The 18,021-nt window shown below is 71.1% G+C and carries 9 protein-coding genes and 8 pseudogenes; 10 read left to right on the plus strand and 7 right to left on the minus strand.

Going from position 1 to position 18,021, the window contains the following annotated elements:
- Positions 1–55 precede the first annotated feature (55 nt).
- The 3 pseudogenes from AC38ZX_RS12255 to AC38ZX_RS12265 form a co-directional block, all read right to left on the minus strand.
- Positions 56–1,413: pseudogene (locus AC38ZX_RS12255) on the minus strand (class II 3-deoxy-7-phosphoheptulonate synthase).
- Positions 1,410–2,631 (minus strand): annotated as a pseudogene (locus AC38ZX_RS12260) (pyrophosphate--fructose-6-phosphate 1-phosphotransferase). Before AC38ZX_RS12260 ends, AC38ZX_RS12255 begins: the two co-directional pseudogenes overlap by 4 nt.
- A gap of 102 nt (positions 2,632–2,733) precedes the next feature.
- Positions 2,734–3,514 (minus strand): annotated as a pseudogene (locus tag AC38ZX_RS12265) (lysophospholipid acyltransferase family protein).
- A 112-nt stretch (positions 3,515–3,626) separates the two neighbouring features.
- On the opposite strand from AC38ZX_RS12265, the gene AC38ZX_RS12270 reads away from it, so the two are divergent.
- Entirely contained in the window at positions 3,627–4,169 is a 543-nt protein-coding gene (locus AC38ZX_RS12270) for a hypothetical protein (RefSeq protein WP_426592237.1), read from the plus strand.
- A 49-nt stretch (positions 4,170–4,218) separates the two neighbouring features.
- Here AC38ZX_RS12270 and AC38ZX_RS12275 read toward each other — a convergent pair whose 3' ends face one another.
- Positions 4,219–5,163, minus strand: a complete 945-nt coding sequence (locus AC38ZX_RS12275; RefSeq protein WP_426592238.1) for an ROK family glucokinase — start codon at positions 5,161–5,163, stop codon at positions 4,219–4,221.
- Positions 5,164–5,362: 199 nt separating this feature from the next.
- Between AC38ZX_RS12275 and AC38ZX_RS12280 the strand changes: the two are divergent.
- Positions 5,363–7,156: pseudogene (locus tag AC38ZX_RS12280) on the plus strand (AMP-dependent synthetase/ligase); the annotation flags it as partial.
- A 234-nt stretch (positions 7,157–7,390) separates the two neighbouring features.
- Here the strand turns inward: AC38ZX_RS12280 and AC38ZX_RS12285 are convergent.
- Positions 7,391–7,882, minus strand: coding sequence for an NYN domain-containing protein (locus tag AC38ZX_RS12285; protein WP_491297394.1), 492 nt, complete (start codon positions 7,880–7,882; stop codon positions 7,391–7,393).
- Positions 7,883–8,768: 886 nt separating this feature from the next.
- Here AC38ZX_RS12285 and AC38ZX_RS12290 point away from each other — a divergent pair.
- Both AC38ZX_RS12290 and AC38ZX_RS12295 read left to right on the plus strand, forming a co-directional pair.
- A pseudogene (locus tag AC38ZX_RS12290) lies at positions 8,769–10,656 on the plus strand (DEDD exonuclease domain-containing protein).
- Between the two features lie 8 nt (positions 10,657–10,664).
- Positions 10,665–10,947, plus strand: a pseudogene (locus tag AC38ZX_RS12295) (Lrp/AsnC family transcriptional regulator).
- A gap of 259 nt (positions 10,948–11,206) precedes the next feature.
- On the opposite strand, the gene trpD reads toward AC38ZX_RS12295, so the two are convergent.
- Entirely contained in the window at positions 11,207–12,253 is a 1,047-nt protein-coding gene (gene trpD / locus AC38ZX_RS12300) for an anthranilate phosphoribosyltransferase (RefSeq protein WP_491294512.1), read from the minus strand.
- Positions 12,250–12,678, minus strand: coding sequence for a DNA-binding transcriptional response regulator (locus AC38ZX_RS12305; RefSeq protein ID WP_426592245.1), 429 nt, complete (start codon positions 12,676–12,678; stop codon positions 12,250–12,252). The genes trpD and AC38ZX_RS12305 overlap by 4 nt, the downstream gene beginning before the upstream one ends.
- 309 nt (positions 12,679–12,987) lie before the next feature.
- Here AC38ZX_RS12305 and ctaE point away from each other — a divergent pair, with 309 nt between their 5' ends.
- From ctaE to AC38ZX_RS12335, 6 genes and pseudogenes are all read left to right on the plus strand, one after another.
- The gene (gene ctaE, locus AC38ZX_RS12310) at positions 12,988–13,635 is read left to right on the plus strand and encodes an aa3-type cytochrome oxidase subunit III (RefSeq protein ID WP_426592246.1); all 648 of its coding nucleotides are present in this window, start codon (positions 12,988–12,990) and stop codon (positions 13,633–13,635) included.
- Between the two features lie 69 nt (positions 13,636–13,704).
- A complete protein-coding gene (qcrC, locus tag AC38ZX_RS12315) occupies positions 13,705–14,493 on the plus strand; it encodes a cytochrome bc1 complex diheme cytochrome c subunit (RefSeq protein ID WP_426592247.1) in 789 nt (262 codons plus the stop codon).
- 113 nt (positions 14,494–14,606) lie between these two features.
- Positions 14,607–14,828: pseudogene (locus tag AC38ZX_RS12320) on the plus strand (cytochrome bc1 complex Rieske iron-sulfur subunit); the annotation flags it as partial.
- 79 nt (positions 14,829–14,907) lie between these two features.
- A pseudogene (locus AC38ZX_RS12325) lies at positions 14,908–15,450 on the plus strand (Rieske (2Fe-2S) protein); the annotation flags it as partial.
- 78 nt (positions 15,451–15,528) lie between these two features.
- Entirely contained in the window at positions 15,529–17,241 is a 1,713-nt protein-coding gene (qcrB, locus tag AC38ZX_RS12330; protein ID WP_491297395.1) for a cytochrome bc1 complex cytochrome b subunit, read from the plus strand.
- A gap of 142 nt (positions 17,242–17,383) precedes the next feature.
- Positions 17,384–18,010 carry a superoxide dismutase gene (locus AC38ZX_RS12335; RefSeq protein WP_426592250.1) on the plus strand — a complete coding sequence of 209 codons (627 nt, stop codon included), beginning with the start codon at positions 17,384–17,386 and terminating at the stop codon, positions 18,008–18,010.
- Positions 18,011–18,021 lie beyond the last annotated feature (11 nt).

Consider the following 18,021-nt stretch of genomic DNA (forward strand, 5'->3'; position numbering starts at 1 on the left):
CGACGGCGTCTCCGGACGACGAGAGCGGACCGCGACACCGCGCGGGTCCTACGGATCAGCTGGCGGCGCGCAGGAGCCTCACCACCTGGAACGCCATCTCCAGCGACTGCTGGTGGTTCAGGCGCGGGTCGACGAGCGTCTCGTAACGGCGCGCCAGGCCCTCGTCGTCGATCTCCTCGGTGCCGCCGAGCACCTCGGTGACGTCGTCGCCGGTGAGGCTCGATGTGCAGCCCACCCGGGACGGTGCCCAGGGCGCGGTGCACCTCGAAGAAGCCGGCCACCTCGTCCATGACGTCGGAGAAGCGGCGCGTCTTGTACCCGGACGCCGACGTGATCCCGTTGCCGTGCATCGGGTCGCACACCCACGTGACGGGCCGGCCGTCGGCGCTCACCTTCTCGACGAGGGCGGGCAGCAGGTCGCGGACCTTCCCGGCGCCCATGCGCGTGATGAAGGTGATGCGTCCGGCCTCGCCGCTCGGGTTGAGCTTGTCGATCAGCGCGAGCGCGTCGTCGCCGGTGGTCGCCGGGCCGAGCTTGATGCCCAGCGGGTTCTGCACGCGCGAGAAGTAGTCGACGTGCGCGCCGTCGAGGCTGGCGTGTCCGTTCACCGATCCAGACGAGGTGCCCGGAGCAGTCGTACGGCAGCCCGGTCCGCGAGTCGATACGGGTCAGCGGGCGCTCGTAGTCGAGCAGCAGTCCCTCGTGGCTGGCGAAGAACTCGACCGTGCGCAGGGCGTCGAAGTCGGCGCCGCAGGCGGCCATGAAGCGGATGGCCCGGTCGATCTCGGCGGCGATCTCCTCGTAGCGCGAGTACGCCGGGTTCGCGATGAAGCCGCGGTTCCACTCGTGCACCCGCAGCAGCGACGCGAAGCCGCCGGTGGTGAACGCGCGGATCAGGTTCAGCGTCGACGAGGACGTGTGGTACGCCTCGAGCAACCGCTGCGGGTCCGGGGTGCGGGCCTCAGGCGTGAACTCGAAGCCGTTGATGATGTCGCCGCGAAACGCCGGCAGCGTGACGCCGTCGCGGGTCTCGCTGTCCGACGAGCGGGGCTTGGCGTACTGCCCGGCCATGCGGCCCATCTTGATGACGGGCAGGCTCGCGCCGTACGTGAGGACGACCGCCATCTGCAGGATCGTCTTGATCTTGTTGCGGATGTTGTCGGCCGTGGCCTCGTCGAACGTCTCCGCGCAGTCGCCGCCCTGCAGCAGGAACGCCTCCCCGCGGCCGGCCGCGGCCAGCTGCGAGCGCAGCGCGTCGGCCTCGCCGGCGAACACGAGCGGTGGGACGGTGGCCAGCTTGGCGGTGACCTTGGCGAGCGCGTCCGCGTCGGGCCAGTGGGGCTGCTGGACCGGGGACATCGACCGCCAGGCGTCGAGCCCGGCGACGACCTGCGGGTCCGGCTCGACCGTCATGAGTGGCTCGCCGGCACGAGATCCTGGCCGATGTCGGACAGCAGCGCGCCGAACCAGGGCTGGGTCACGTCGAACGCCTTGCCACCGGCGATGCGCGGGAACTCGATGGCGCGCAGCACGTCGCCCTGCTCCTCGTCGTGACCGATGACGCCGGACTCGCCGCGCAGCGCGCACTCGACGGCCAGGTCCGTCATGGACTTGATGAGCCGCAGGTCCTCGGCGTTCGCGGCCGCGGCGCGCGAGTAGTAGCCGGACTTCTGCACCATGACCTTCTCGGCGCCCAGCTTCTCCGCGAACTGCTTGGCGAACCACTGACCGGGGTTGATCGTGTCGAGGCGCACGTGCCCGAACGCGTCGCGCAGGACCTCCTGGCCCGACGACTCGAGCTGGTCGACGATCTCGTGCATGCCCGCACCCTCGGACAGGAAGATGTTGACGTTCCCCTGCGTGTCCATGACCTGCTTGAGGCGCGCGGCCTCGGCGTCGATGTCGAGCGCGAAGCTCGGGCAGGAACACGGCGTGGATGTCCCAGCGCTCGCGCGTCAGGCCGATGCCCGGCACCCACTCCTGCGCGTCGAGCCACGTCCGGTAGTCCGCCGCCGCGGCGGCCGTGAGCCACCCGCAGTGCCGGCCCATGACCTCGTGCACGATGAGCATGCGCGGGCCGGAGCGGTGCTCGCCGATGATGTTCACGGCGAACCCGGCGGCCTCCTCGGCGGCGGTCCACGCGCCTAGCGACTGCTTGATGGGCACGACGTCGTTGTCGATCGTCTTGGGCAGGCCGACGACCGTCAGCTCGTAGCCGTTGTCGTGCAGGTAGGCGGCGAGGTCCGCGGCCGTCGTGTTGGTGTCGTCGCCACCGATCGTGTGCAGCACGTCCACGCCGTCCGCCTTGAGCCGCTCGGCGGCCACCTGCAGCGGGTCCTCACCCTCCTGGACGAGGCCGCGCTTGACGCAGTCCGCCGCGTTGGTGAGCTTCACGCGTGAGTTGCCGATGGGCGAGCCGCCGAACTTGTGCAGGATGCCGGCCTTGGCGCGCACCTCGTCGTCGATGACGATCTTGTCGCCCCGCAGCAGCCCGTAGTAACCGTGCTCGTAGGCGATGATCTCGATGTCGGGAGCGATCTCCGTGTAGCGCTCGATGAGCCCGCCGACGGCGGACGACAGGCACGGAGCGAAGCCACCTGCGGTGAGGAGGGCGACGCGACGAACCGACATGAGACACACCTCTCGTTGAAACCTTCGGCGCAGCTCCCCTGTGGGGCGCGCCAGGACGACGCCCACCGGGCGCACGGTCGGTTCGAGACCGACCGGGTCATCCTACTGACCTTCGGACTCACCCTCCGGCGGGACCGGAACCTGGACGTCCGGGACCGGGCGGCCACCCGGAGCGGCCGGCAGGTGGTCGACAGCGTCGCCCGCGACAGCTGGGTGGCCGGTCGCGATGCGGGCCTTCTGAGTCGCCGCGTAGACGTCGACATACTCCTGGCCGGACAGCGCCATGATCGCGTACATGATCTCGTCGGTGACCGAGCGCAGGATGAACCGGTCGTTCTCCATGCCCTGGTAGCGGCTGAAGTCGAGCGGTTCGCCGATGACCATGCCGATGCGCATGACCTTCGGGATCCGGCGTCCCGGCGGCTGGGCGACGTCGGTGTCCACCATCGCGACGGGGACGACGGGGGCGCCCGACTCGAGCGCCAGGCGGGCGATACCGGTCTTGCCGCGGTAGAGCCGACCGTCGGGGCTGCGGGTGCCCTCGGGGTAGATGCCGAACAGGTCGCCGTCGCTGAGGCGCCGCAGACCGGTGCGCAGGGCGGCCTCGCTCGCCTTGCCACCACCACGGTCCACGGGGATGGTGCCGACGCCGCGCATGAACCCCGCGGTCAGCCGGCCCTTGACGCCCGAGCCGGTGAAGTACTCCTGCTTTCCGATGAAGACGAAGCTCACGGTCGAGCACGAGGGGCAGGAAGAAGGAGTCGATGACGGCGAGGTGGTTGCTCGCGAGGATCGCGCCACCCTCCTCGGGCACGTTCTCGGCACCGCGCACCCACGGCCGGTAGATCAGGTGCAGCAGCGGACCGACGAACACCCGCTTCATCAACCAGTAGAACAACGGTTCACCTCTCGACCCCGACCCACGGACTGTGCGCCACCCAAGCCCGAGCTCGCCGTGCCACGCCGACCGCTCGGCACGACTCTAGAGTGCTCTCATGGCACCTCGCCCCGACGACCCCGACGACGGCGTCCCGCCGCAGGGCGCGGACGTGCCCGACGGCGGCGATCCGCCGTCGGACGAGGACGTCTGGCAGGGCATCGTCGCGCAGCTCGGCGACCTCGACGGCTTCGACGAGAAGACGGCCGCCGGACCCGACGCGCCGGCGGCGCTCGACTTCCCCGTGGCGCCGTGGGTGCCCGACGCCCGCGTGGTACGCCCCGCACCCGACCTGTCCGGACGTGACTGGGAGGGCTCCGCCCAGTTCGACGACGCCGAGGCGACCGTCGACGCCGAGGAGCACTTCGTCCCGCCGGACCCCGGGCCCGTGCTGGGCGGCGACCCGCTGCTCACCATGGCGTGGATCGCCGCGGTCGGCATGCCGCTCTTCCTGCTGATCGTGGTCATCTTCTGGCCGACCGCCCCGGCTGCGCTGATCCAGGCGGCCGCGGTCGTGTTCGTGCTCGGCGTCGGCGTGCTGCTCTGGCGCATGCCGAACCGCCGTGACCCCGGCGACGACGGCACGGGCGCCGTCGTCTGACCGGCGCGCCGGCCACCACGGTCCGTGCGGGCGACCCGTGCGTCGCAGGTCAGACCCGCGCAAGGTCCGCGGCACCGACCATGCCGGCGTCGTTGCCCATCGAAGCCACTACCAAGGCGGCCTCAGGACGGTGACCGCGCGCCGAGAGCTGCTCGGCGAAACCACGGCGCGCCGAAGCGAGCAGGAGGTCGCCTGCGGCCGCCACACCGCCGCCGACGACGATCAGGCCCGGGTCGAGCAGGGCCGTCGCGGACGCAGCGCCCTCGCCGACCCACCGGCCGAGCTCCGCGAGCAGCTCGACGGCGAGCGGGTCGCCCTCCCGGGCAGCCTGGGTGACCTGCGGGCCGGTGAGCCGGTCGACGTCGCCGCCGGCGAGCTCGAGCAGCCGGGTGGCGCGGTCGGGCTGGACGATGACGGCAGCCTGGGCGTCCCGGACGAGGGCGCTCCCGGAGGCGTACTGCTCCCAGCAGCCCTCGTGACCGCACCCGCAGTAGTGGCCCCCGGGCACGACGCGCATGTGACCGATCTCCGCCGCCACGCCCCAGGCGCCGCGCACGAGCTTGCCGTCGGTCACGATCGCGCCGCCGAGACCGGTGCCGACGGTGAGCATCAGCATGTCGTCGACGTCGCGACCCGCCCCGAAGCGGAACTCGGCCCAGCCCGCGGCGTTCGCGTCGTTCTCGACGACGATCCGCACGTCCTCCTGCAGGAGCGCTGCCACACGCTCGCGCAGCGGATAGTCCCGCCACGCGATGTTCGGCGCGAAGAGCACGGAGGAGCGGTCCGCCGACACGAACCCGGCCGCCGCCAGACCCATGGCCGTGACCTCGTAGGACTGGCTGAGCTCGGCGTAGACGTCGGCGATGGCCTTGTCGATGCCCGCGGCGTCGTCGGGAGAGGTGTCGCGTCGGGTCTGCGCGAGGATCGCGCCGTCCTCGTCGACGACACCCGCCGCGATCTTCGTCCCGCCGATGTCCACACCGATGGCGTGCATGGTTCCGTGTGCTCCTACGCGCTCGTGCTCTGCTTGCGACCGTCCGGTGCGGTCCCCCACGCTAGCCGCCTGCCGAGGGTGGCGCGCACACGTCCGACCGTCGTCCGCGACGGCGACGCGAGCGTACCGAACCTGCCCGGAGGGGACCCTCGCGTCCCGTATCCTCGTCGCACCCTTCGCCACTGTCACTGGAGCCAGCATGGACGAGTTCCGAACTCCCCTGCGTCTCGAGGTCGACCCCTCGAACAATCTCAACGACCTGCTCGCCGAGCGCGTCACCGGTACCCCGGACCGCGTCGTCGTCGAGCACAAGACGCAGCCGGGGGGTCCGTGGATCCCGTTGACGGCGACGGAGTTCGACGCTGAGATCGTCGCGGTGGCCAAGGGTCTGGTCGCGCGTGGCGTCGAGCCGGGTGACCGCGTCGGGATCATGTCGCACACCCGCTACGAGTGGTCCCTCCTGGACTGGGCCGTCTGGGCGATCGGCGCCATCCCGGTGCCGCTGTACGAGACGTCCTCCGCCGAGCAGGTGCTGTGGATCCTGACGGACGCCGACGTCTCGCTCCTCGTGGTCGAGAGCGCCGCGCACGCCGCCACCGTCGAGGAGGTCCGCGCCGACGCGCCGACTCTGCGCGAGGTGCTCCAGCTCGACGACGGCGCGATCGAGACGATCCTGTCCGGCGCCGACTCCGTCTCCGACGAGGAGATCGCACGCCGCCGTGGCCTGGCCGTCCTGTCCGACGTCGCGACCGTCATCTACACGTCCGGCACCACGGGCCGGCCCAAGGGTGTCGAGCTCACGCACGCCAACTTCTACGAGCTGACGGTGAACACCGTCGCCGACCTGTACGAGGTCGTCGGCGAGCCCGGCGCGCGCACCCTGCTGTTCATGCCGCTGGCGCACGTGTTCGCGCGGTTCATCGAGGTGCTCTGCATCCCCGCCGGCGCGGTCCTCGGCCACACACCGGACACCAGCACCCTGATCGAGGACCTCGGGTCGTTCCGGCCGACGTTCATCCTCGCCGTGCCGCGCGTGTTCGAGAAGGTCTACAACTCGGCCGAGCAGAAGGCTGCGGCAGGCGGCAGGAGCGCGATCTTCCAGCGCGCCGCCAAGACGTCCATCGTGTACTCGCGGGCCCTCGACACGCCCCGCGGCCCGAGCCTGTGGCTCAAGGTCCAGCACAAGGTGGCCGACGTCCTGGTGCTCAAGCGCCTGCGCGCGGCCCTCGGCGGGAGCGCCCGGTACGCGATCTCGGGCGGCGCACCGCTCGGCGAGCGCCTCGGCCACTTCTACCGCGGTCTGGGGCTGAACGTCCTGGAGGGCTACGGCCTGACCGAGACCACCGCGCCCGCCACCGTGAACCGTCCGGGCAAGGGTACGAAGATCGGCACCGTCGGCATCCCGATGCCCGGCACGTCGGTCCGGATCGCCGACGACGGCGAGATCGAGATCAAGGGCATCCCCGTCTTCCGCGGCTACCACGCGAACGACACGGCCACGCAGGAGTCGCTGGTCGACGGCTGGTTCCGCACGGGTGACCTGGGCTCGCTCGACGACGAGGGATACCTGCAGATCACCGGGCGCAAGAAGGAGATCATCGTGACGGCGGGCGGCAAGAACGTCGCCCCCGCCGTGCTCGAGGACAGGCTGCGGGCCCACCCCCTCATCAGCCAGGTGGTAGTGGTGGGCGACCAGCGCCCGTTCATCGGCGCGCTGGTGACGCTCGACCCCGAAGGGGTCCCCGGCTGGCTCATCGCCCATGGCAAGCCCGAGATGAGCCTCGAGGACGCGGCCAAGGACACCGACGTGCTGGCGTCGCTCGATCTCGCCGTCGAGAAGGCCAACAAGGCGGTGTCGCGCGCCGAGTCGATCCGCAAGTACCGGATCCTGGGCGAGGACCTGACGATCGCCAACGGCTACCTGACCCCGAAGCTCAGCATCCGGCGCACCCAGGTGCTCAAGGACTTCGCCGGCGAGGTGGACGCCCTCTACGGGGGCGACTGGCTCAGATCCCCTGCACCATCCGCAGCGGCGGCACCAGCCCCGAGGCGGCGAGCACCTCGATCGCCCGTCGCTCGTCCGCGTCGGCTCCGCCGGAGACCGCGTGCGGACCGGGATGGTCAAGAACGTGACGACGCAGTCCGCGCACGCGGCGCCGCGCTCGGTGCAGGTGTCGCAGTCGATGATCATGCGGCGGACGCTAGCGACGACCACCGACAGCCGGTCTCAGAGGCGTTGGATCCGCGCGACGAGCGTGCTGGACGGCACCACCCAGGCGCCGGCCGCCTCGACGTCCCGGACGATCTCCTGGTCGCTGGTCACCACGACCAGGACACGCCCGGGCGGTTCGGCGTGCACGAGCCGGCGGATCAGGTCGTCGGCGATCTCCCCGACCGCGAAGAGCACCCGGACGCCGCGCGCCTTGCCGCCCGTCGCGCCCTGACCCTCCTGCCCGTCGAAGCAGACGGTGACCTCGGCGCCGGTGCGCGCGGCAACTCCCGTGAGCCCGTCGACGAGGCGGCGCCGCTGCTCGGCGAGCGTCAGGTCGCCGAAGCCGGTCTTCGACACGTTGTAGCCGTCGACGAGCAGATGGGCCCACGGCTGACGGAGCAGCTCGTCGAGGAGGGCCGGGTCGTCGACGGACCGCCCCCGCGACCCGGGACGCGGCGCCGACCGGTCCGCCCCGACGGGCCCCTGTCCCACGAGGTCGGCCGGCATCGCCGCCGCCGGCGGCAGTGCCAGCTCGGTGCGCAGGCCGCTCGCGGCGTCCACGATCGTGTCCAGCAGCAACCGGACGCGCGCGTCAGCGAGCTTGCGGGCGGCGTGCAGCTCGGCGCGCGCGGCGGTGCGGTCCGCCGCGGACGCGCGTCGTTCGTCGAGCGCCGAACGCAGGTCGTCGGCAGCAGCAGACCGCGCCAGCGCGGCGGCCTCCAGCTCGGCCCTGGCCGCGTCGGTCGCCCGGCGGCCCTCGCTGCGCGCTCGGTCGGCGTCCGACCGGAGCCGACGCAGCTCGCGCTGCAGACCCCCGGCTTCCTCTCGTGCGCCGCGGGCGTCCTCCGTCGCCGTCGCGAGGTCGGCCCGCAGACGCTCGGCGTCAGCCTGGGCTCGCGCGAGGCTCGCTCGCAGCTGAGCGGCGTCGTCGTCGCGCACGACGGCCTCCGACGGCACCAGTCGCCGCCAGCTCGACCCAGCAGCCAGGCGCCGGCCGCGGCCTGCGCCGACGGGGTCGGGTCCCCGTCGACGACGAGCGCGGCCAGCTCGGGGTTCGTCTGCGCCCACACGCGGGCGACGCCGCTGCGGAAGCCGTCGTCCTGCTGCAACGCCGTCCAGAACGGGCCCGCGCCCGCCGACGCCCGACGCCGCGGCGCGAAGCGGCTCACGGCGCGCAACGACGACGGGACCTCGACGGCCTCGAACCCGCCGAGCGCCTCCGAGGCCACCTGGACGAGCACCGCCCGCACCGACGACGGGACGTCGGACCGGTCGTCGGGCGCGCTCGACGCGTCCTCAAGATCGGTGCCCGCCATCCCAGCACCCTAGGCGTCGGCCCGTGCGCCGGTGCGGCGCGGGGTCCGTGTCGGTGACGGTGGGTAGCGTCCGCCCCATGTCGTCCGTCCGCCGTCTGCGCCCCGTGTGGGCCGACGCGACCCCGGCTCCCGGCGCGACGCCTCACCAGCCCACCCTGGAGGACCTCGGCACTCCGCTGTCGGACGTCACGTTCGTCGTCGTGGACCTCGAGACCACGGGCGGGACCCCTGCGGACTGCGCGATCACGGAGATCGGTGCGGTCAAGGTGCGGGGAGGCGAGGTGCTCGGTGAGTTCCAGACCCTGGTCGACCCCGGCGGCCCCGTGCCGGCGTTCATCCAGGTGCTCACCGGCATCACCACCACGATGCTGATCGGCGCACCACCGATCGAGGAGGTGCTGCCGAGCTTCCTTGAGTTCTCCCGCGGCGCCGTCCTGGTGGCCCACAACGCGCCGTTCGACATCGGCTTCCTCAAGGCGGCCGCCGCGCGCACCGGGCACGCCTGGCCGGGCAACAAGGTGCTGGACACGGTGCGGCTCGCGCGCCGGGTGGTCACCCGCGACGAGGCGCCGAACCACAAGCTGTCGTCGCTGGCCGCCCTGTTCCACGCGACCGTGACACCCAACCACCGGGCTCTGTCCGACGCCCAGGCCACGGTCGACGTGCTGCACGCGCTGCTCGGCCGGCTGGCCCCGCTCGGCATCACCCACCTCGAGGACCTCGCCACGGCGACCGACCCGGTCCCGCAGGACGTCCGCCGCAAGCGCACGCTGGCCGACGGCCTGCCGGACTCCCCCGGCGTCTACCTGTTCCGTGGACCGGGCGAGGAGGTGCTCTACGTCGGCACGTCCACCACGTCCCTGCGGCAACGTGTGCGTAGGACTTCACCTCGGCGGAGAAGCGCGGCCGGATGATCGAGATGGTCCGGGTGGCCCACCGCGTGGACCCGATCCCGTGCGCCACCGCGCTGGAGGCCCGGGTGCGCGAGCTGCGCCTCATCGCTGCGCACTCCCCGCGCTACAACCGGCGGTCCCGCTTCCCCGAGCGCATGCCGTGGGTACGGCTGACGTCCGAGCCCCATCCGCGGCTGTCCGTCGTGCGCGAGGTCAAGGCCGAGGACGGCGCCGCCTACATCGGCCCGTTCTCGTCGGGCGCGACCGCGCAGCTCGCCCTCGAGGCGCTGCACGAGTCGTTCCCGATCCGGCAGTGCACCCGGCGCCTGCCGCTGGTCGCCCCCGCGGGCGCGTCGGCGTGCGTCCTGGCGGAGATGGGGCGGTGCAGCGCGCCGTGCGTCCGGGAGGCGTCCGACTACCCGGCCGTCGTCGGCGCCGTCCGGCAGGCGATGCTCGCCGACGCCGACCCGGTGGTGGGTGCGCACGCGGACCGCATCGACGCGCTGGTCGAGCAGGAGCGCTTCGAGGAGGCGGCCACGGTGCGGGACCGCCTGGGCGCGTTCATCCGGGGCGCCACCCGGGCCCAGCGGTTCGCGCCCCTGTCGGCGTGCTCCAGCTCCGTGGCGGCGCGCCGGACGGACGACGGCGGCTGGAGCTCGTCCTCGTGCGGTACGGCCGGCTCGCCGGAACCGCACGCGTCGACCGCAGCACGGACCCGCGGCCCGTGATCGCGACCCTCCAGTCGTCGGGCGAGCACGTCGAGGCACCCGTGGCGCCCGCGCCCGCTGCGCACCCCGAGGAGACCGACCTGGTGCTCACGTGGCTGGACCAGCCCGGTGTCCGGCTCGTCGCCATCGCCGGCACGTGGGCCCACCCGGTGCGCTCGGCGCAGCGCCTGCGCGACCCCGCCGCGGCCGTCGCCACCGTCCTGCGACCACGCCCGGTCGACGCCCTCGTGGTGCACCCGGCCGAGGCGCTCGGCTACCGCCCGCCGAGGGTGCTGACCGGCGAGCTGGACGACGCCGACGCGCAGGTCCTGCCCACCGGCGTCCGACGCCCGCGCACGGCATGATGTCGAGCATGCTCACCGCCATCGTGCTCATCGACTCGGACGCCGCACGGATCCCGGAGGTCGCCGCCGCGATCGCCGAGCTGCACGGGCGTCAGCGAGGTCTACTCCGTCACCGGCGAGGTCGACCTCATCGCCATGGTCCGCGTCCGCGAGCACGACGACCTCGCCGACGTCATCGCCGACAAGATCAGCAAGGTCGACGGCGTCCTGCGCACGCAGACCTACATCGCGTTCCGGACGTACAGCCAGCACGACCTGGAACAGGCGTTCGCCCTAGGGCTGGAGGACTGAGCCGGAGCGCAGCGCAGGTGGGGGCGCGCTCGCGCACCCGGCCGGAGCGCAGCGCAGGGTGGGGGCGCGCTCGCGCACCCGGCCGGAGCGCAGCGCAGGGTGGGGGCGCGCTCGCGCACCCGGCCGGAGCGGAGCGCAGGCGCAGGCGCAGGCCGACCAACAAGCATGAGGACTGAGCCGGAGCGCAACGCAGGGTGGGGCGCGCTCGCGCACCCGGCCGGAGCGCACGCGCAGGCCGACCAACAAGCATGCGGACTGATCAGCGCGCGCTGGCCGCCCGCCAGCGCGCCAGCACGTCGGCCGCCCGTCCGCTGTCCAGCGCCTCGCGCGCGTGCCCGGCACCGGCGGCCAGCCGCTCGAGCAACGACCCGGACGAGACCCCCGGCAGCGTCCCGTCCGCGACCAGCGCCGCGGCGGTGTTGAGCACGACGGTCTCGCGCACGGGCCCAGGCTCACCGGCGAGCAGCCGCCGCGCCACGTCGGCGTTGTAGTCGGCCTTGGCGCCGCGCAACGACTCGAGCTGGATCCGGGCGACATCCAGGTCGGCCCAGTCGACGAGGGACTCCTGGACGTCGCCGTCCCGGACCTCCCAGATGCGCGTGGGCCCGGTCGGCGCGATCTCGTCGAGACCGTCCTCGCCCCGGAAGACCAGCGCGCTCGCTCCGCGGCCGGCGAGCACACCGGCCATGAGCGGCGCCATGCGGGCGTCGGCCACGCCGATCGCGCCGGAGCGCGGCTGAGCCGGGTTGGTCAGCGGGCCGAGGAAGTTGAACGCGGTGCCGATGCCCAGCTCGCTGCGAGCCGGAGCCGTGTGACGGAACGAGGGGTGGAACACCTGCGCGAAGCAGAAGGTGATGCCGACCTCGGTCGCCAGCTCGGCGACGCGGGCGGGCGCGTGGTCGAGGCGGATGCCGAGCTCCTCGAGCACGTCGGCCGACCCGGAGGAGGACGAGGCGGCGCGGTTGCCGTGCTTGACCACGGTCAGTCCGGCACCGGCCACGACGAGGGCGGACATCGTGGAGATGTTGACGGTGTGGGAGCGGTCGCCGCCGGTCCCGACGATGTCGATGGTGCGACCCGGGACGGTGATCCGTACGGCGTGCTCGAGCATCGTGTCGGCGAGCCCGGTGAGCTCGGTGACCGTCTCACCCTTGGTCTTCAGCGCGATGAGGAACGCCGCGACCTTCGGGGTCGACGCCTCGCCGCTCATGATCTCGCCCATCGCCCAGGCGGTCTGCTCGGCGGAGAGGTCCTGCCGACTGACGAGCGTGGCGAACAGGTCCGACCAGGTCGGCGCGACGGTCATCGGGCGACGGCCCGGGCCTCGATGAGAGCGGCCACGGCGGCGTGCAGCTCGATCGGGTCGAGCGGCCGGCTGACCACGGCCTCGGCGTTCGACCAGGACGCGAGCCACGCGTCCTGCGGCCGGCCGGTGAGCACGAGCACGGGCGGGCAGAGGTAGATCTCGTCCTTGAGCTGGCGTGCCAGGCCCAGGCCACCGACCTTGTCGGCCTCGCCGTCGAGGACGAGCAGGTCCAGCCCACCCGCCTCGACGCGGGTGATCACGGCGGCAGCGGTGGCGACCTCGACCCACTCGATGTCCGGTGCACCCCGGCGCAGACGCCGGCCGACGGCCAGCCGTACCTGCTCGCGCGCGTCCACGTCGTCGCTGTACAGCAGGATCCGTGGTGCCGACAGGGCGGCGGCGTTCTCGGGCTGGCCCGTGCTCATGGAGGTCCTCACTCATCGTCGACGTGCGTCGGGGGGAATCTTGGCACGGGTCGCGGCAGGTCGGTGAGGAGCAACACGATGTCGCCGCACGGACGCGTAGCACGAGCGTCGCGACGCGCCGTTCCGCGCGACGGCCCCGACGCGCCTCGCCCGCCGGTTCGAGCGTCGCGACGACACGCGGCTGCCGCATGATCGTGCGGCCGTCCGGCGCCGATCCGGCCCCCGACGTGCGCGGATCCTGACGGTGTGACATTTACCCGTCGACGCCCCGCCGTTCCAATGACCCACGAAGGGGCGGGTTCCGCCATAATGGCCAACGTGTCGACCGCAACGGCTGCCCCCCGCACCAGCCCCCACGTGAGCGTGAACCGCCCGAACCCCGTGTCGGTCGGAACGATCGTGTGGCTGGCCAGCGAGCTCATGTTCTTCGCCGGCCTCTTCGCGATGTACTTCACGTTGCGGTCCGCGGCTCCCGACGAGTGGGCGTACTGGACCTCCCACCTCAACGTCACGTTCGCCGCGTGCAACACCACCGTCCTGGTGCTGTCGTCGGTGACCTGCCAGGCGGGCGTGTTCGCCGCCGAGCGGTTCCAGCCGATCCGCAGCGGCTCGTTGTTCAACATGCGCCGCTGGGGCATGAACGAGTGGATGACCATGACCTACGTCATGGGCGCGATCTTCGTCGCCGGGCAGATCTACGAGTACGCCAGCCTCGTGCGCGAGGGCCTGACCATCTCGTCCAGCCCGTACGGCTCGGTCTTCTACCTGACCACCGGGTTCCACGGTCTGCACGTGCTCGGCGGCCTCATCGCCTTCATCTTCCTGCTCGGCCGCTCGTTCAGCGCCAAGCGGTTCGGGCACCACGAGGCGACGACTGGCATCGTGGTCTCGTACTACTGGCACTTCGTCGATGTGGTCTGGATCGCGCTGTTCGCCATGATCTACCTGCTCAAGTAGCAGTCGGCGGGCGTCGTCGCCCGCCTCAGCTGGACCCCTTTCCCCAACGTGCGAGACGAGGATCGATCCGTGAAGGCACTCGCAGCCCGCAGGCAGGATCGGCGCGCGCCGATCGTGCTGCTCCTGCTGGCGCTGCTGCTCACCGGTGGGCTGTACGCGGTGCTGGCGCCGACGTCGGCCGGCGCAGCGACCGTGAAGGCGGACAGCGCGACGGACATCGCTACCGGCGAGAAGCTGTTCCAGGCCAACTGCTCCACCTGCCACGGCCCGTCGGCGGCGGGCACCGCGAGTGCTCCGTCGCTCATCGGCGTCGGCGCTGCAGCGGTGGACTTCCAGGTGGGCACCGGTCGCATGCCGGCGCAGATGAACGGCCCGCAGGTCGAGGCCAAGCCGGTCCAGTTCTCCCAGGACCAGATCAACCAGCTGGCGGCCTATGTCGCCTCGCTCGGTGAGGGACCCGAGATCCCGACGGCCGACATGGTCGACCCGGCGCTCGGCAACGCGTCCAACGGCATGGCGATCTTCCGCACCAACTGCGCGATGTGCCACAACGCGGTCGGTGCCGGCGGTGCCCTGTCGCAGGGCAAGTTCGCACCGAAGCTGTGGAACACGACCCCGACGCACATCTACGAGGCGATGCTCACCGGGCCCCAGTCGATGCCCGTGTTCAACGACGCGAACATCACGCCCGAGGAGAAGCGCGACATCATCGCGTTCATCAACGAGCAGGGTGGCGCGTCGCCGGGCGGTCTGACCCTCGGCGCCCTCGGCCCCGTCAGCGAAGGCCTCTGGGCGTGGGTGGTCGGGCTCGGCCTGCTCATCGGCGCAGCGGTCTGGATCGGAGCGAAGTCCTCGTGAGCATCCACGACCCGGAAGACGACGTCACGATCGACAACTCGCTGGTGCTGCGCGAGGACGGCACCTACCCCGAGCGGTTCGAGAACCCGGGCCACCCGGAGCACCACGACCGGATGGGCGACAGCGACCCGAAGGCGAACAAGAAGGCCGAACGTCAGGTCGTCTTCTTCTTCGTCATCTCGATCCTGGCGACGATCGGCTTCCTGATCGCGTACTTCGCGGTCCCGCCTGGCAAGACCCCCGAGTCGATGCGCACCTCGAACTTCGTCCTGGGCATCGGCCTGGCGATCTCGCTGCTCGGCATCGGAATCGCTGCCGTGCACTGGGGCAAGGCCCTGATGAACGACCACGAGAAGTCCGAGGAGCGGCACGAGCAGCGCAGCTCCCGACGAGACCCGCGAGGCCGCGGTCGAGGTGCTCAAGGACGGCGCAGCCGACTCCGCGATCGGCCGCCGGACCCTGCTGCAGGGCACGATGCTCGGCGCGCTGGCGCTGTTCCCGCTCGCGATCCTCGTCCCGATCATCGGCAACGTCGGTGGCGACTGGAACGTCGGGCAGTTCAAGCACACGATGTGGAAGAAGGGCACCCGCCTCACGACGGACCCGAGCGGCCGGCCCATCAAGGCCTCCGACGTCACCATCGGCTCCGTCTTCCACGTCATCCCGGACAAGCTCGACCTGCAGGCGCACCCGCTGGACGAGAAGGCCAAGTCGATCGTCCTGATGGTCCGGCTCGATCCTTCGGAACTGAAGGAGGCTCCGGACAAGAAGAGTTGGTCCTACAACGGGATCGTCGCATACTCGAAGATCTGTACCCACGTGGGTTGTCCGGTCGCGCTGTACGAGCAGCAGACTCACCACCTCCTGTGCCCGTGCCACCAGTCGACGTTCGACGTCGCGGACGGCGCGCGGGTCGTGTTCGGACCGGCGAAGCGGCCACTGCCGCAGCTGCCGATCACCGTTGATGACGAGGGCTACCTGGTCGCTCAGAGCGACTTCCACGAGCCCGTCGGCCCGCTTCTGGGAGCGTCTGACGTGACGACCACCTCCACCCCGTCCCCGGTCGAGAAGATCGCGGCGGGCACCGCGGACTACCTCGACCAGCGGACCGGCATCGGCACCGCGGTCAAGGTCTTCGCGCGCAAGATCTTCCCGGACCACTGGTCCTTCCTGCTCGGTGAGATCGCGCTCTACAGCTTCATCACCATCTTGATCTCGGGCGTCTTCCTCACGCTCTTCTTCGTGCCGAGCATGAACGAGGTCGTGTACAACGGCCCGTGGACGGCGCTGCAGGGTCAGCACATGTCGGAAGCGTTCGCCTCGACGCTGAAGCTCTCGTTCGAGGTGCGCGGCGGTCTGCTCATGCGGCAGATCCACCACTGGGCCGCCTTGATCTTCATGGCCTCGATCGTCACGCACATGATGCGCGTGTTCTTCACGGGCGCGTTCCGCAAGCCCCGCGAGGTCAACTGGCTGGTCGGCTTCACGCTCATGATCCTGGGCCTGCTGGCCGGCTTCTCGGGCTACTCGCTCCCCGACGACGTGCTGTCGGGCAACGGCCTGCGGATCACCGACGGCGTCGTGCGGGCCATCCCGATCATCGGCAGCTACACGTCGTACTTCATCTTCGGTGGCCAGTTCCCGGGCGAGGTCCTGATCCCGCGCCTGTTCACGGTGCACATCCTGCTGATCCCGGGAATCATCCTGGCGCTCATCGGCCTGCACCTGTTCTTCGTCGTGCTGCACAAGCACACGCAGTACCCCGGCTCGGGACGTTCCAACAAGAACGTCGTCGGCTACCCGCTGTTCCCCATCTACGTGGCGAAGGCCGGCGGCTACTTCTTCCTGGTGTTCGGCGTCATCGCACTGATGGCGGCGACGATGACGATCAACCCCGTCTGGAACTACGGGCCGTTCGACCCCTCACCCGTCTCGGCCGGCGCACAACCGGACTGGTACATGCTCTTCCTCGAGGGATCGCTGCGTCTGATGCCCGGCTTCGCCGAGGTGGTCATAGGCCAGTACACGCTCTCGTTGAACGTGATCATCCCGGCCATGGTCGTGCCGGGGATCCTGTTCACGGGGCTCGCGCTCTATCCCTTCATCGAGGCGTTCGCGACCGGCGACAACCGGGAGCACCACGTGCTCGACCGGCCGCGCAACCGGCCGTTCCGCACGGCGTTCGGCGTCTCGCTCCTGACGGCGTTCTTCATTCTCGTGCTCGCCGGGTCGAACGACCTGATCGCGACGCACTTCCACCTGTCGATCAACGACATCACCTGGACGTTCCGCGCGCTGATCTTCCTCGGCCCGTGGTTCGCGTTCTGGATCACCAAGCGCATCTGCCTCGGCCTCCAGCGCCGGGACCGCGAGCTGGTCCTGCACGGCCACGAGACAGGCCGCATCGTGCGGTTCGCCAACGGCGAGTACATCGAGGTGCACAAGCCGCTCAACGAGCACGAGCGCTGGCTGCGGGTGCAGCAGGACAACACCCGCCCGCTGGAGATCGAGCCGGCCGAGGACTCGCGCGGCGTGCGTCGCAAGGGCTACCGGCTGGACCGCATGCGGCAGCGGCTCTCGCAGACGTTCTACGAGGACCGCATCGAGCCGGTCACACCGACCGAGCTGGTCGCGGCGCACTCGCACGGCGCGCACGACGCGCTCGAGAGCGGCGACCGCGGGCCCGCCGAGCTGCACCTCGGCCGGAGCCGTCGGGGGCGGTCAGCACCTGGTGGATCCGCAGGATGAGACGGCCCCTGACGGGCGGAATCACTGATCCTGAGCAAGAGTTGTCCGAGGAGTCGGGCGGCTCGCCGTCACGGCGAGCCGCCCGCTTCTTCGTTTCTCAGGGGCGGACAGCCCCATACCGACGCAGGAGAGGTACTCACGCATGGCTGACTACTCGCTTCCGGATCTGCCCTACGACTACGCGGCGCTCGAGCCGCACATCTCCGGGCGCATCATGGAGCTGCACCATGACAAGCACCACGCGGCCTACGTCCTCGGCGCGAACACGGCCCTCGAGAAGCTCGCGGCGGCCCGGGCCGCCGACGACTTCGCCGCGGTGAACCTCCACGAGAAGAACCTCGCGTTCAACCTCGGCGGACACGTCAACCACTCGGTCTTCTGGCAGAACCTCTCCCCCGAGGGCGGCGACAAGCCGACCGGCGAGCTGGGTGCCGCGGTTGACGAGTTCTTCGGCTCTTTCGAGGCGTTCCAGAAGCACTTCGCCGCCAACGCCCTGGGCATCCAGGGTTCCGGCTGGTCGATCCTCGCCTGGGACTCGATCGGGCAGAAGCTCGTCATCGTCCAGCTCTACGACCAGCAGAGCAACATCGCCCTCGGCCTCGTGCCGGTGGTCGTGCTCGACATGTGGGAGCACGCGTTCTACCTCGACTACGTCAACGTCAAGGCGGACTACGTCAAGGCCTGGTGGAACATCGTCAGCTGGGCCGACGCGGCCGCTCGGTTCGACCGTGCGCGCACGCAGACCGCCGGCCTGATCGTGGCCGTCTGACCCGCTGCACG

The organism is Cellulomonas sp. McL0606 (assembly GCF_058248365.1).